Here is a 15,030-nt window from a genome sequence, read left to right on the forward strand (position 1 = left end):
TCCTAATTTTTACTATTTTTATATTCCTCCAAAAGTTCTATTATCTTTACTGTGCATCTTTGACCTCTGCAACTACCTGAACCTGCTCCAGTTTTTCTTCGAATCTTTTCTAATGTGTCAGCTCCTTCTTCTATAGCTTTTTTTATACTTGCTCGTGAAATGCCTTTACACAAACAAACTTTAGTAAGTTTATCAAGAATCTCATTATTTAACTTATTATTCACATTACCACCTCCCTACTATTATACCACAAGAATATATTAGATAGCCTATATAGGCTAATTCAGGTTATAGAAGTATTTAATCCCCCAAAGTTATAAGAGCCCTGGAAGGATTAGTCCAGAAATCCTTCTCAGGGCTAAGCAAAAATAATTTTAATTAAGATCTTTAAAGAACTCCTTTATTATATAGTAACTCTTTTTTAATCTTTCTCTATATGCTGGTTCTTCCCAGCCCTTCCATTTATAAATTAAATCTTTTATATTCTGTTTTTCTGGGAAAACATCAATAACATTATTATTTGATATAACTATCCCTGTTATCACAAAACCATCTGTAATTGTAGTTTTAAATCTATCCCTTTCAGGATAATAAAGGTATTTTCTTGAATCATCCAAAACCCTATGACTCGATGGATCAGTTACATTTAGTTTTCCCCAAGGAATCCTTATATGTATTTTATCGCTAATATATAAGGAGTGACTTGAATCTGTAAAATCACCATATCTTAATGTAGAGCCATCTTGTCTTATCTCAGGAATAAATTTTCCATCCATAGTTACTCTGCTTTTATTTATTAAAGGTCTTATCTCCTCGAATATTCCATTCATAGTTTTCCTTGATGAAAATCTCATATTGCCAATATTATAATCAGGATGAGCCAATAGTTTTGCCTCTTTATCCTTTATTTTAATTACAAACTCCATCCCACTTGGTGCCTTTATATCAATCTTTGAAGAGTATTTAAAATCTCCCCTTAACCTATCATAGGTATCAATTCCTATGATAATTTCATTATTTTTAAAATCAAAATTCTTGTCATATTCTAATTCTATATAAAGATAAGTTTCATCATTAAATAAGCTGATTTTTTTAATAATCCCATCATTCAAAAATTCCAAATCTGCCTTTTCTGGCTTTACGCTTTCAATTGCAAGTATTCCGTAGTTTTGTTCAGGGTCATTGGCATTATGCCAAAGCACATGTCTTTCATAAGGTATCATGAAGGGTTCCGTTATCCATGTCTTTTTTGCCCACTCATCCATCCATTCGAATATTATTCCTCCAATATAACCTTCCCTTTTTATTGCCTTCATCATCCTTACTATTCCTTCTCCTTGAGTTATCTCATCCACACCCCCATGGTTATATCCATCAGGATTCATATGTGCATTGCCCATCCCCGTTGCCAGCCCAAATTCAGCAACTAAAGCTGGGAATTTTTTGTGTTGAGAAATAAATTCCCTTATATATCCACCATACATAAGCCTTCCATATTCATCCTGATATTCTTTATAATGTTCTTCATTGTTCATAAAATCAGGATAGTTAGGATAAATATGATATGCCCCAAAAAATCCTGCAATATTTTTTTCTCCTAAATCAAATTTATTAATATCAACTGATGCCTTATCGTTATATTCTAATTCCTTTTTACCTTCTTTATTAAATTCCGTTCTATGAATAATAGGGTCCAAAGTCGGCCAACTTACTATAGCAACAGGATGTTGAAACTTATATTTTTCATCTTCATATTTAATCAAATAATCACAAGTCATAGCAAGCCAAGCCTCAGTTGCCTCACCATTTGGGGCAGAGATATACTCTCCTTTATAAACATATCCCTTGTTTTTCTGATTTGTGCTTATAACCTCTTCAGGCTCTAATTCTCTTCCTACTAAAAAAGCAATAGTCCATTTTGATACATCTGCCTCATATTTCCCATAGGACTTTCCTACTCTCTTTGGAATTTCAACATTCCCATGAATAGCATCAACCACATATCCAATTTCCTTTAAAAAGCTTTGTAAGTTGTCCTTATCCAAGTAATTATGATCCTTTGGATTTTCATCCGGCCAAGCTTCCTGAATTAGAAACAAAGGATTTTCCTTGTAAATTTCATTATACGTCCTTAAGGCTTTATAAAATGAAGGATGAACTAACGTATATACACGCACAACATTTGCATTCATTTTGCCAATCATATCAAACCATCTTAAATAATCTATTTCATTATCCGGCATCTGGGTAAACCACTTTCCTGGAGTTGCAAGTCCTAAATTAACTCCCTTTATAAACAGTTTTTGCCACGCACCATCCTTATAAATTTGAAACTCATTATCCCTTATTCTTGATACCAGTTTAACACCCTTATAGTTGTAGATTTCTTGGCTTAAATTTTTTTCATTTATAGTTTTAGCATCTTTTATTATCTTTTTCATCATAGGAACATAAACCTTCCAATAAAAGGCATCCTGCGATGATTCAGTATTGAAGGATAAGATTTTCTTTATAAAATCATATCCAACAAACCTATAAAATGACGGGACACTTTTAACATCTGCAAAATCTCCCGCAAAATAATACGCCTTATAATCTTCAGTTATTTTCCTAAGAACAGCTGGGAACTCAACTTTTAAGTTATATCCTTCAAGCTTTTTGATTCCATTATCCTTAAGATCCAAAACAAATTTTGCTAAAACTTCAGAATCTTTATTGTTTATTATCTCAAACCAATAATTAAAGTTAACTTTATTTATTACATTAAATTCATTAATATACTTATCATCAAAAACAACCTTTAATTTTTGTTTATTAAAATCATTTTTGTCTAAAACCACTATTTCATTATTCTCAGAAATAAACACAAAACCATTTCCTTTAAAATCCCACTTTTTATTATACTGTTTCTCATAGTTTTCAATCACCCATATTGGAACCTCTATATCCCTTTTAAGTTCCGCAAAGTATCTCCCAATCCACCCGCTCCACTTAAACCCGAAGATATCCTCCATTTCTTTTTTAACCTTTTCATTCGTTGGATATTCAATCGTGTTGAATTCTGCAACTATAGTTCTTCCATTATTTAAATATGATTTTATTTTAAATAGTTCCTCCTCTGTTAACCCACCGTATATTAATTCTGATTTGCTTCCTTCCTTATTATCTTTATTAAAATCATCCGTATAAACACCATAGGTATCAGCTAAATAAATAAAATCCGGATTATTGGGTTGAATTTCAAATATTTTATAACCATTTTCTTCAGGATGGAAGCCAAAGTAATCCTTTTTATAATCAAAATAATCCTTTGTTATCCTATTTTTTATCTTCATATTATTTAATACCCAAACCAATCCTTTATGCTCCCTAAAATCTCTAGTTGGGACAGTTTTATCTATTATCCAAATATTTAAATAAGATGTTTGCTTTTTCATGAAAAGCAAAATTGGCAGCATTACAATAAGCAATAGAAAACAAATCATAAAAATTAACCTTTTTTTCATCCCCCATCACCATCTTTCATATCAATTTTTACATTATTATACTACATTTTTCACTATATTGATATAAAAAAAGAGGCATAAGCCTCTCATATTCTTTCATTCTTTATAATCCTCATTTCATCTAAATCCAAAACAGTTACCCCGATATTGGAGATTACATACATATATTTATCAACGAATACCGCCCTATAACCGTAATCATAGTATTCGACTGCGTTATCGTTTTTTAATAAATCCATCTGGGTAATCTTTTGCAGCAATTTTATTTCATTTTCATCAATCCTTAAAAGGCAGAGTCCTCTAAATATTTGAGTATAAGAATCATCATCCCTGGTTTCATATAAATCAAAGGCATAAAGGTCGTATGGTTTATATACGGTTAAAGCCTTATGGTTGTATAAGGATTCTGAGAAGGTGCCTCTTCCTCCTATTTCAAGCTTTGAAATTTGTTTTGGATTATCTAATTCTGAAATATCAAATAAAGCAATCTTTATGCCCTTATTAATTACCCTGCCCTCTAAATCTGCCGTTTCCAGTCCAATTCCAATAAGTCTGTTATCTCCTAATGGATGAAGGTAAGTGCTATATCCTGGTATCTTTAGATATCCTAGTATCTTAGGATTATGAGGGTTTTTAAGATCAATAACAAATAATGGATCCACCTGTTTAAAGGTTACCATATACATTTTATCGTTAGAAAATCTTACTGAATATATCCTCTCACCCTCTGCAATATTTCTTATACTGCCTGTTAATTTAAGATTTCTATCGAGAACAAAAACATTATTGCTAGTATTGAAGCTTTTCCCATTATAGCTTTCTTCAGTTGTCGCAATTCTAAAATAGCCCTCGTATTCATCCATTGAAAATTGATTAATTATATATCCGTCAACTTCTCCATATCCTTTGTAATTTACATCACTTTGTAAATTGAACTTATATATAAGGGTTTTTTGTTTATAGTTTTCCAACGATTGAACTGCATCCTTACCATTTACTTTTTCAAAAGGCTTTACAGCCTCTGTTTGTGTTGTTATAAGATAAAGATTTTCCCTAGACATATACATTTGATAAAAATTGCCTAAAGCAGACTGCATTCTAATATTAAAATTATTTAAATTAATATTGGAAATTACAGTAAAGTTAGAACTTAAGTTATTTTCATTATATAAAACGTTTTTTGCATCAATATAAATTTTCTTATCAGTCTTATCATAATCTACATAATAGGGTAGAACATTTTCATTTTTATCTTGTATAAAATATCTCATCCATTTGTTTGTTACTAGATAAAAATTGTCCCCATTTATCCTGCTTGATAATATATTTCCTGAAACTTCAAATTGCTTAACTAAACTAAATTTATCAATATCCTTTATATCGTATATTGAAATTAAAGTCGTCTCATCACCCCACCTTATAGGCATAATATCAACTTTTTCACTTGGCGTTGACTTTTTATATGGCTCTTCCTTTCCTTGTTCGTATCTAATCAATCCGGATAATAAAACTAAATATTTTTTATCTTCCTTTACATAAATAAACATTTCTCTTAAATAGAGGTTATTTAAGTCAGCATTTATTATATTAGCATATAGATCTTTTACCTTTAGCCTTTTTATTATTTCAGCCCTATCGTTCGCCTTAAAAATTATCAACTCATTTTTGTAGCTGTTAATTGAATATATATATTTCCCATCGGTTTTAATTATATCCGCCTCATCAATTCCTTCTACTTGAACATTTGTAGTAGAATGGGCAGGACTTTCTGATTTTGCACTTTCTTGAGCAAGATTAAATACACCATCCCTTGCTGGCATTCCAACGCTCTTTAAGGCATTTAACAAATCCTTTTCACTTTTAGCTGCTTTAAGTTCATAGCTTTTTACAACCTTTATTCCTTTAGAATTATTCACAGCAATCGCAACATAGCTTAAAACAATAGCAAAAATTACTGCAAAAACTAGAGAAACCTTTGAAAGTGAAAAACTTTTAAATTTATTTCCATCATCTAAGCATCTATTTAAAGTCTTAGTCTTCAAATCCTTTGAAGCCTTAATCTTGTCAAGTTCGGATAAATCAAACCTTTTTCTGTCATCCTTCATAATCAACAACCTCCCCTTCATTGAAAATATTTTTTAGCTGATCCCTTGCCCGTTTTAATCTACTTCTCACTGCAGTCTCTGATATCCCAATTGTTTTTGCTATTTCTATCGTATTGAAGTCAAAATAATAATATAAAAGAATAACTTCTCTGTATTTAGGAGGTAAGTTTAAAACCGCCTTGATTACTTCATGCTTTTTAATTTCATCTATTACCAAACCCTCTACATCGGTAGAACTGTTTTCCTTTATTTCATCTAAAAATATAAACCTTTTAATCCAAGCGCTTTTTAAATAGTCCTTGCAAATATTTATCGCTATACGGATAATCCATGTTTTTTCGCTTGAATCCCCTCTAAAATTCTTTAGATTGTTATAAACCTTTATAAACGTCTCTTGAAACAAATCCTGCGCTGCAGCATAGTCCTTTGTATATACAAAACAAATTCTTAAAACATCATCGCCATATTTTTCTACTAAATCTTCTATTTTCCTTGAATCCTCCGCTCTATCCACGATTAACCCTCCTTTCAACCTTTAGACGACTTTCATACGCTTTTCGTTGCATAAATTTAGGGGACATATGTCCCCTAAACTTCTACTTTACTTGCCATCTCATATCCTTTTTGAAACAAGTCAAAGCAAAAATCCTTTTCAAACCTTATTGTATCCTCAGGATTTATTTTAAAATTTGGTTTAAACACAAATAGATCCTCTTCTTTATAATACTTATAAATATATTCAGGAACTTCAAAGGTATCCCTAAGGGCAATAATTATTATTTTATCCATCCTGTGATTAATAAAAGGCTGTAAAAGACAATTATTCATAATCCCTCCATCAAGTTTAAAGCCATCGTATAAGCCTAACAAAACATCCTGAGTAAACCTTTCAAATAAAAGTTTTGTATCGAACATTTTGCCTTTAAAATCCACTAAAGCTTTATTATTATAAGGCAAAAGCGAGCTTACTTTAACAGCCTCTAAGGCATCTTCCTTCCCCTTTCCCTTTATATCAACTATGATTTCATACAAGCTGCTTTTTTTGATTAAAACATAATTTATATAAACATGCTCTATCTTTTCATCTTCACCTTCCAGCAAATATAGTTCGTTTATTATCTTAGAATTATCGATTACCTTATCCAGCGAAGATTTATATCTTTCACCGTCCATATTTATCCAAAATTCATATAATCCTTCATAGGCATTTTTCATCATAAAATATGCATTTATAGCTCCAATGGATGTTCCTGAAACAATATTTATATTAAGGTCCTTTTCCTTCAAAGCCTTTATTATCCCAGCCTGAAAGGCTCCCTTAGCACCACCACCAGTTAAGCATAATCCATACCTCAATTTGCATCGCCTCCATAAAAATTATATATCTATTCCTATTGTTTTAGTGCTCTGATTAGGCACCTTTACAAGCAAAATTCCACCAATGATAAACAAAATAATTATACTAAAAACGCCATTATTAGTCCTTCCTGTAATTTGAGCAACAAGGCCAACTAAAAATGGTCCCATTATTGCCGCAAATTTACCAAATATATTATAAAATCCAAAAAATTCGTTTGAGTTCTCCTTTGGAACAAGCTTTCCGAAATATGAACGGCTGAGGGCTTGAATTCCTCCCTGGGATGTTCCAACCAGCATCGCAAGGACCCAAAAATCTAAAGCCGTCTTTATAAAGTATGCATAAATACATATAAATGTATATATGCCTATTGCAATAAGGAGCATAAATTTTCCGGAATACTTTTCAGCAAGTCTGCCATACAAAAGAGCAAAAGGAAATGCCACGAATTGAGTCACAAGTAGAATTATAAGAAGAGTTGTGGAACTTATTCCAAGATCCGACCCATAGGCTGTTGCCATCTTAATTATAGTATCTACTCCGTCTATGTAGAAGAAATAAGCAAGAAGGAATATAAAGATGCTCTTGTGTTTTTTTATTTCTCTTAAGGTTTTAAAAAGTCTTTTAAAACTTGACAAAATAGGATTTTTTTCTATTTCTACATAATGGACTTGTTTTACATTTTTAAGCATTGGAATTGTAAATACTCCCCACCATATGGCAGTTATAACAAATGAAATTCTCGATGCAGTTTCAATGCTCATAGGAATCTTTTTAAATTGTGCAAGTATTATTATTGCTATACAGATAATAAATGGGATTGTGCTTCCTATGTATCCTAGACCATAGCCCATTGTGGATACCCTATCCATCCTATCCTCCGTCGTTACGTCAACTAAAAAGGCATCATAAAATATATTTGCCCCGGCAAAGCCAACTTCTGTAATAAAATATATAATAAGAAGGGCCAGCCATTGATCCTTTGGAAGAGCAAGCATTGCCGTTGAAATTATTCCAAGCATGAAAAAGAATCTAAAAAACTTTTTCTTATAGCCTTTATAGTCAGCAATAGTTCCTAATATCGGTGCTAGAATTGCAATCAACAACGTTCCAAGGGAATTTGCATAACCCCAATAGGCCGTTGAAATGTTTTTTTCAATTCCAGCAGAATCAGTTATCATTTTAAAATACAAAGGTAAAATAGTTGAGGTCACCGTCATCGAGTAGGCTGAATTAGCCCAATCATAAAGGGCCCAGCTCCTTTCAAGCTTATTAAGCTTCATAAAATTCCCCCTAACATTATAATTTCAAACCTAAAATTTTATCAAAAACCTTCTTAAAATCTGTGACCTTTTTTACACCGCTAATATCTACCTCTTTATCGCTCAATGCAAAAAATGTTTTATGTTTTACAGGAAGCTGTCCATGAACCGCCTTATAATTTGACGGAGAAATTACATCTCCAAAATGTTTGCTTGAAAAACTATAGCCCTTGCCGCCCTCCAACATTAAAAAAGCAGCTTCATCAAATCCTAAGTTTACTGAATCCTCCCTTGTAAATATCCTTTCAATTGCATTAGGATAGTATTTATTAAATTCATCTAAAACTTCCATAACCTTATTTTTAACTTCTATATTACTATCATCCTTCAAATAAACATAAGCCGAACCGTCGCAGGATTTTAAATAGACATCATAATCTATAATCCTTCCCTTTTTATCCTCCCTTATCAATCCCCTTTCTAAAAATAATTTGTTTAATCTGATCTCTTTTTCAACATCTAAACTTCCATGATCTCCAAGAAGGCAAAGAATTGTATCCTTTGAAATGCCTGCATCCTCAATAGCCTGTCTTATCTTTGAAAGCCTAATATCATGCCTTTTTAAAGCCTCCATAACCTTATTAGATTTTGTGCCATATTTATGTTTATGTGTATCGACATCGGTAAAATGAATGAGCATGAGATTAGGCTTATATTTTTTTATGGTATATAATGAACATTCAAGGACAAAATTATCTAGGTCTGGCTGATTAAAGGATTTGAAAAGATGTCCAAAGCGCCTTACAAGGTCGAGCTGGTAAAAAATACTTCCAGAGGATAAGGATACTGTAATCTGATTTTGCCATGGTCTATTTGCAAATATTTCAGGCATATTGTATTTTATGTTAGCCTTTGCTGTAACCGGCCATAAAAGTGCAGCAGTAATTAACCCTTTTCTTGCTGCAGCGTCAAATAAAGTATCCGACTTTATATATTTTCTTTCCCAATACCAATCCGGTCTTCTCATCCTTGGTTGAATTAATGTATTATTAATAACTCCATGCACCCTTGGAAGTTTGCCTGTCATCATGCTGACATGAATGGGATATGTTAAGGTTGGGTAAACAGGTTCTACGTCAAAGGTATAGTTTCCTTTAGTTAAAAACTCGCTAAAATTAGGTAGGGTTTTTATAACATCATAATCATCTTTAGCTACAGCGTCAAAGGAAACGATAATCAAATGTTTGTATCTTTTAGTTTCCATCCTAACACCCCAAAAATAAATATATCTTTTTTAACAATTATACGCTAATTGTAAAAAAATAACAACAACTTCTTTTATTGCATAATTTAAGCAGTTCCAGATAATCTGAAACTGCTCAAATTGTAGAAAAAACCTTTTTCTGTTAAAAGCCTTGCAAGAACTCCAAAAGAATTAGAAAAGGCATCGCTCATTTCGCCAAGCAATTCTAATTATAAAAGTATCTTTTATTTTACAGTTTTTTATGCGGAATTTCAATATAGGTGCATTTAACCTTTTCATCCTTACTATGTTTTTTTCTCGGAACCCTTATTATAACATGAGGTTCATCCTTTTCTCTATCGCTATTTTTGCCAAAAATAACAGCTCCATTTTTAGTCCAACTTTTAAGGGCAACTAAAGTATCACACATACAACACCCCACCCTAAAAATAAATTTTAAAAAAGAGCCAGCTAGCTGGCTCCTTTTATGCATATAATTTAAACTTGTTTACAAGAGCTTTAACCCTTTCTCTTGCAGGTGTTAGATCCTTATCCCTATTTTCGATAACCCAATTTATTATATCTGCAATTTCTACCATTTCTTCTTTACCAAAGCCTCTTGTTGTAACTGCAGGAGTTCCTATTCTTATACCGCTTGTTACAAATGGACTTTCAGGATCAAATGGTATTGTATTCTTGTTAACTGTAATTCCAACTTCATCAAGAAGATGTTCTGCATCTTTACCTGTAATATGCTTATTTCTTAAATCAACAAGCATAAGGTGGTTGTCTGTTCCTCCAGAAACAAGCTTAAATCCTCTTTCCATAAGAGCATTTGCCAAAGTCTTTGCATTTTCTAAAACTTTTCTTTGATATTCTTTAAACTCTTCGCTCATCGCTTCCTTAAAACATACTGCCTTTGCAGCAATAACATGTTCAAGGGGTCCACCTTGTATCCCTGGGAAAATGGTCTTATCTATAAGTTTTGCATATTGTTCCTTACAAAGTATTGCACCGCCCCTTGGTCCCCTTAAGGTCTTATGGGTTGTTGTTGTAACAAAATCTGCATATTCAACTGGATTTGGGTGTAGACCTGCTGCAACCAATCCTGCAATATGTGCCATATCAACCATCATGTAAGCTCCAACTTCATCGCAAATTTCTCTTATTTTCTTAAAGTCTATTATTCTTGGATAAGCGCTGGCACCTGATACAATCATTTTTGGTTTTTCCTGAAGGGCAAGTTTTCTAAGTTCTTCATAGTCTATAAATCCTTCTTCATTTACTCCATATGCTATAAAATTAAATAGCTTTCCTGAAAAGTTTACAGGGCTTCCATGAGTTAAATGACCACCATGGGATAAATTCATACCGAGAACCTTATCACCTGGCTCTAAAACTGCCATGTAAACCGCCATGTTAGCCTGAGAACCTGAATGGGGCTGAACATTAGCATGTTCTGCACCAAATAATTTTTTCATCCTTTCCCTTGCAAGGTCCTCTATAACATCAACATATTCACATCCCCCATAATATCTTTTTCCTGGATATCCTTCCGCATACTTGTTTGTAAGTTGTGACCCTTGTGCCTCCATAACAGCTCTGCTTGTAAAATTTTCCGAAGCGATAAGCTCTATTTTGTTCTGCTGCCTTTCCATTTCCTTTAATATGTATTCATATACCTCAGGATCCACTTTTTTAACATTTTCAAGGCTCATCACAACACTTCCTTTCGCTAATTTTTGCAATATTTCTAATTTTATTATAAATTTAATTATTATAAATATCAATAAAAAATTGCACACTTATACCTATACTGAATAATTTCATTCACACCTTGTAAAAAAAAGAAAAATCTCCCACGTCTAGTAGGAGATTTACTTCATAAACTTTAGTATAACATCGATAAGCTCTTGAATTTCCTTCTCGCCATCGAAATCTTGAGTTGCTGCCTTCATAATACATGATTTTGAATAATTTTCCAAAATCAAACCACCAACTTTGTTAATTGCAGCCCTCACTGCAGCTATTTGAATTAGTATATCAGAGCATTCCTCATTATTTTCAACCATCTTTTGAATTCCCTTTACTTGACCTTCAATTCTTCTTAGCCTTTTGATAATATCTTCCTTAGAGCAGCATTGAACCATTTTTATCCCACCTTATCTATAATTTGTAAATTGAAGCTCTATTCCAAAGTCCCTTCCCCTTAGCATTTGAATAACTGACTGCAAATCATCTTTGCTTTTTCCTGATACTCTTATAATATCATCCATTATTTGAGCTTGAACCTTAAGTTTTGTATTTTTGATTTCCTGAACTATTTCCTTTGCCTTTTCCTTTTCTATGCCGTTTTTAATTTTAACAGTTTCCCTTACTGTTCCACCTGTTGCCGCCTCAATCTTTCCTTCATCTAAAAACTTTGGCGACACCCCCCTTTTAACCATCTTAGCCTTCAAAATTTCTAATATGCTCTTTAGCTTAAATTCATCCTGAGCATGAATTTTTATTTCATCCTTGCCGTTAAATTCAACCTCTGCAACTACGCCTTTAAAGTCATATCTTTGTGATATTTCCTTTATAGTTTGGTTAACAGCATTATCTATTTCTTGAAGGTCTGGTTTTGAAACTATATCAAATGAATATGTTCCTGCCATAGTAACCTCCTTATAAAAATTATTCATGACCGATACTCACATATAATAATATACTAAATTTAACATTTTCTCAATTGATTATTACTTATTTTCTCCAAAAACTATATCTTTAATTACCTCACCGGCCATTATAAGACCTACTACCGAAGGCACAAAGGATATGCTTCCTGGGATTTGTCTTCTGTCAGTGCATTTTCTTGTTGCACCAGGTGGGCATACGCATCCTACCTTGCAGGACACAACTTCATCAAGCTTTGGCTTCATCGGTGGCTCCTTTGAATAAACAACCTTCAGTTTTTTAATTCCTCTTTTTCTAAGTTCGGTCCTCATGACCTTAGCTAATGGACACACACTTGTTTTATAAATATCCTCAACCTCAAACTTAGTCGGATCAAGCTTATTGCCAGCCCCCATACTGCTTATTATTGGAATATTCATTTCATTGCATTTTACTACAAGCTCTATCTTTGAAGATACTGTATCTATAGCATCAATTACATAATCTATGTCATTAGTTAATAACTTTTCAATGTTATCCTTTGAAATAAATTCTTTTATAGGTAGAACAACAGCCTTAGGGTTTATTTCTTTAACCCTTTCAGCCATTACATCAACTTTTGGTTTTCCAACAGTTTTTGTTGTTGCATGTAATTGTCTATTTATATTTGTTATACAAACATCATCATCGTCAACTAAAATTAATCTTCCAACTCCTGAACGAGCAAGAGCCTCAACAGCAAAGGATCCAACTCCTCCAACTCCAAATACTGCTACAGTGCTTTTTTTGAGCTTTTCAACTCCTTCTTTTCCTAAAAGAAGTTCTGTTCTTGAAAAAGGTCCTAACATAGTTACCTCCTTACATACAAAAACCCACCATATCGCTGGATGGAATGATTGAACCTGCTCTCAGCAGGTGGGTGCCCTCCCCCATGCTTCTTGTTCCCTACCTTTAGTAGGCCTACATTCCACATGAGGAGCCCGGGCTCCCTTTTCGTAGGTGTTGGCTCAATACATAATCCATCCTGGCGAATACGGCAGGCTCTTTTATTTAATTATTAATATAACACCTTTTGTCGAAAATATCAATAGTAAACCCTTATGTAAATTAAGGGATTATTCTTTTTCAATAACAGTTATACCAAGTTCATCTAACTGCTTTTCATCAACCTCTGATGGAGCATTTGTAAGTGGGCAGGCTGCATTTTGATTCTTTGGGAAGGCTATAACATCTTTAATATTGTCAGTTCCCGTAAGGAACATAACAATCCTATCAAATCCAAAAGCTAATCCTCCATGGGGTGGAGGTCCAAATTTGAAGGCCTCAAGAAGGAAACCAAATTTTTCATAAGCCTTTTCCATCGAAAGTCCTAATGCCTTAAACATCCTCTCTTGAAGTTTTGTATCATGTATTCTAATGCTTCCTCCACCTATTTCTTCTCCATTTAGAACCATGTCGTAGGCCTTTGCCCTAACCTTTTCCGGATTTGTTTCTAATAATTCTATATCCTCATCCATCGGACTTGTAAATGGATGGTGCATTGCAACGTATCTTCCTTCCTCTTCATCGTATTCCAGAAGTGGGAATTCAGTAACCCAAAGGAACTTAAATTCTTTATTATTAGGACCAATTAACTCAAGTTTTCTTCCAAGTTCAAGTCTAAGGGCCCCTAAAGCTGCAAAAACAGTTTTTGGTTTGTCTGCAACAATTAAAAGTAAATCTCCTGTTTCCGCCTGCATCTTGTTTTTAATTGCATTTAATTCTTCTTCTGATAAAAATTTTGCAATAGGAGATTTTATTTCTCCTTCCTTTAAGGCTATCCATGCAAGTCCTTTAGCTCCATAGGTCTTAACAAGTTCTTCAAGTTTATCTATTTCCTTTCTTGAAAATTCTGCGCATCCCTTTGCATTTATTCCCCTTACTGTTCCACCATTTGCTACAGTATCTTTAAATACTTTAAAATTGCTATTTTTTACCTCATCACTAATGTCAACAAGTTCTAACCCAAATCTTATATCCGGCTTATCCGAACCGTATCTTTCCATTGCCTCTTTATATGTTATCCTTGGGAAAGGAGTTGGAATGTCTATATTGAGGATTTCTTTAAACAATCTTTTCATTAGCCTTTCGTTTAAGTCTATTACATCATCAATGTCCACAAAGGACATTTCGATATCTATCTGTGTAAACTCAGGTTGTCTGTTTGCCCTAAGGTCTTCATCCCTAAAGCAGCGAACAATTTGGAAATATCTATCAAACCCTGAAACCATAAGAAGCTGTTTAAAAATCTGTGGTGATTGGGGTAGAGCATAAAATTTTCCCGGGAAATTTCTACTTGGAACTAAATAGTCCCTCGCTCCTTCAGGAGTGCTTTTTGTAAGCATCGGAGTTTCAATCTCTAAAAATCCATTTTCGTCCATAAAATCTCTTACTACCTTAGCTGCTTTATGCCTTATTATTATATTTCTTTGAAGGTCTGGTCTTCTAAGGTCTAAATATCTATATTTTAATCTTATTGCCTCTGAGGCATCTAAGTTCTCCTTAATGTATATTGGTGGCGTCTCTGATTCTGATAATATTCTAAGCTCCTTCCCTTTAACCTCAATCATTCCTGTTGGTAGATTTGGATTTGGAGCTTCCCTTAAAACCACTTCACCAATAACTGCAATAACATATTCACTTCTTAGCTCCTGTGCCTTTATAAAGGCCTCCTTATTTATTTCCTCACCAAATACAACCTGAACAATTCCCGTTCTATCCCTAAGATCGGTAAAAATGAGTCCACCAAAATCCCTTCTTTTTTGCACCCATCCCATTAAAACAACATTTTGTCCAACGTGATTTTCCCTTAGTTCGCCACACATATGGGTCCTTTTTAACCCCTTTAAAGCCTCAGCCATAA

At 33.2% G+C, this 15,030-nt stretch carries 13 protein-coding genes and 1 other RNA gene; all 14 read right to left on the bottom strand.

All coding sequences use genetic code 11. The features are described 5' to 3' along the window. Nucleotides 1-2: 2 nt before the first annotated feature. A complete protein-coding gene (locus CAAU_RS13045) occupies nt 3-224 on the bottom strand; it encodes a (2Fe-2S)-binding protein (protein WP_008909905.1) in 222 nt (73 codons plus the stop codon). 150 nt (nt 225-374) lie between these two features. Continuing rightward, entirely contained in the window at nt 375-3,506 is a 3,132-nt protein-coding gene (locus tag CAAU_RS13050) for a hypothetical protein (protein WP_040306748.1), read from the bottom strand. An 86-nt stretch (nt 3,507-3,592) separates the two neighbouring features. Further along, nucleotides 3,593-5,611, bottom strand: coding sequence for a beta-propeller domain-containing protein (locus CAAU_RS13055; RefSeq protein WP_008909908.1), 2,019 nt, complete (start codon nt 5,609-5,611; stop codon nt 3,593-3,595). Then, a complete protein-coding gene (locus tag CAAU_RS13060; RefSeq protein ID WP_008909909.1) occupies nt 5,601-6,125 on the bottom strand; it encodes a sigma-70 family RNA polymerase sigma factor in 525 nt (174 codons plus the stop codon). Before CAAU_RS13060 ends, CAAU_RS13055 begins: the two co-directional genes overlap by 11 nt. Nucleotides 6,126-6,199: 74 nt before the next feature. Next, complete coding sequence (locus CAAU_RS13065) at nt 6,200-6,967, bottom strand: patatin-like phospholipase family protein (RefSeq protein WP_008909910.1); 768 nt, start codon at nt 6,965-6,967, stop codon at nt 6,200-6,202. Between the two features lie 21 nt (nt 6,968-6,988). Continuing rightward, entirely contained in the window at nt 6,989-8,251 is a 1,263-nt protein-coding gene (locus tag CAAU_RS13070; protein WP_008909911.1) for an MFS transporter, read from the bottom strand. A gap of 16 nt (nt 8,252-8,267) precedes the next feature. After that, complete coding sequence (locus tag CAAU_RS13075; RefSeq protein ID WP_008909912.1) at nt 8,268-9,494, bottom strand: alkaline phosphatase family protein; 1,227 nt, start codon at nt 9,492-9,494, stop codon at nt 8,268-8,270. 229 nt (nt 9,495-9,723) lie between these two features. Then, nucleotides 9,724-9,903: a dipeptidase-like gene (locus tag CAAU_RS13080; protein WP_008909914.1), complete on the bottom strand. Its 180-nt coding sequence runs from the start codon at nt 9,901-9,903 to the stop codon at nt 9,724-9,726. A gap of 55 nt (nt 9,904-9,958) precedes the next feature. After that, nucleotides 9,959-11,191: a serine hydroxymethyltransferase gene (locus CAAU_RS13085; RefSeq protein WP_008909915.1), complete on the bottom strand. Its 1,233-nt coding sequence runs from the start codon at nt 11,189-11,191 to the stop codon at nt 9,959-9,961. 159 nt (nt 11,192-11,350) lie between these two features. Continuing rightward, nucleotides 11,351-11,623 (bottom strand): metal-sensitive transcriptional regulator, encoded by a 273-nt coding sequence (locus CAAU_RS13090; RefSeq protein ID WP_008909916.1) that lies wholly within the window; start codon nt 11,621-11,623, stop codon nt 11,351-11,353. A gap of 12 nt (nt 11,624-11,635) precedes the next feature. Beyond that, nucleotides 11,636-12,130, bottom strand: coding sequence for a YajQ family cyclic di-GMP-binding protein (locus tag CAAU_RS13095; RefSeq protein WP_008909917.1), 495 nt, complete (start codon nt 12,128-12,130; stop codon nt 11,636-11,638). Between the two features lie 81 nt (nt 12,131-12,211). Continuing rightward, entirely contained in the window at nt 12,212-12,976 is a 765-nt protein-coding gene (locus CAAU_RS13100) for a tRNA threonylcarbamoyladenosine dehydratase (RefSeq protein WP_008909918.1), read from the bottom strand. Between the two features lie 17 nt (nt 12,977-12,993). Then, nucleotides 12,994-13,174: non-coding RNA, 6S RNA (gene ssrS / locus CAAU_RS14425), on the bottom strand. A gap of 69 nt (nt 13,175-13,243) precedes the next feature. Further along, on the bottom strand, nt 13,244-15,028 hold the full coding sequence (gene aspS / locus CAAU_RS13105) for an aspartate--tRNA ligase (protein ID WP_008909919.1): 1,785 nt from the start codon (nt 15,026-15,028) through the stop codon (nt 13,244-13,246). Nucleotides 15,029-15,030 lie beyond the last annotated feature (2 nt).

It is taken from the genome of Caloramator australicus RC3 (assembly GCF_000297115.1).
In the GTDB taxonomy this organism is placed as follows: Bacteria; Bacillota; Clostridia; order Clostridiales; family Caloramatoraceae; genus Caloramator; species Caloramator australicus.

Excerpts from the sequence above, each read along its gene's own strand:
- CAAU_RS13050 (WP_040306748.1), bottom strand. The coding sequence starts at position 3,506 with ATGAAAAAAAGGTTAATTTTTATGATTTGTTTTCTATTGCTTATTGTA.
- CAAU_RS13055 (WP_008909908.1), bottom strand. The coding sequence starts at position 5,611 with ATGAAGGATGACAGAAAAAGGTTTGATTTATCCGAACTTGACAAGATT.
- CAAU_RS13070 (WP_008909911.1), bottom strand. The coding sequence starts at position 8,251 with ATGAAGCTTAATAAGCTTGAAAGGAGCTGGGCCCTTTATGATTGGGCT.
- CAAU_RS13075 (WP_008909912.1), bottom strand. The coding sequence starts at position 9,494 with ATGGAAACTAAAAGATACAAACATTTGATTATCGTTTCCTTTGACGCT.
- CAAU_RS13080 (WP_008909914.1), bottom strand. The coding sequence starts at position 9,903 with ATGTGTGATACTTTAGTTGCCCTTAAAAGTTGGACTAAAAATGGAGCT.
- CAAU_RS13085 (WP_008909915.1), bottom strand. The coding sequence starts at position 11,191 with ATGAGCCTTGAAAATGTTAAAAAAGTGGATCCTGAGGTATATGAATAC.
- CAAU_RS13090 (WP_008909916.1), bottom strand. The coding sequence starts at position 11,623 with ATGGTTCAATGCTGCTCTAAGGAAGATATTATCAAAAGGCTAAGAAGA.
- CAAU_RS13095 (WP_008909917.1), bottom strand. The coding sequence starts at position 12,130 with ATGGCAGGAACATATTCATTTGATATAGTTTCAAAACCAGACCTTCAA.
- CAAU_RS13100 (WP_008909918.1), bottom strand. The coding sequence starts at position 12,976 with ATGTTAGGACCTTTTTCAAGAACAGAACTTCTTTTAGGAAAAGAAGGA.
- aspS (WP_008909919.1), bottom strand. The coding sequence starts at position 15,028 with ATGGCTGAGGCTTTAAAGGGGTTAAAAAGGACCCATATGTGTGGCGAA.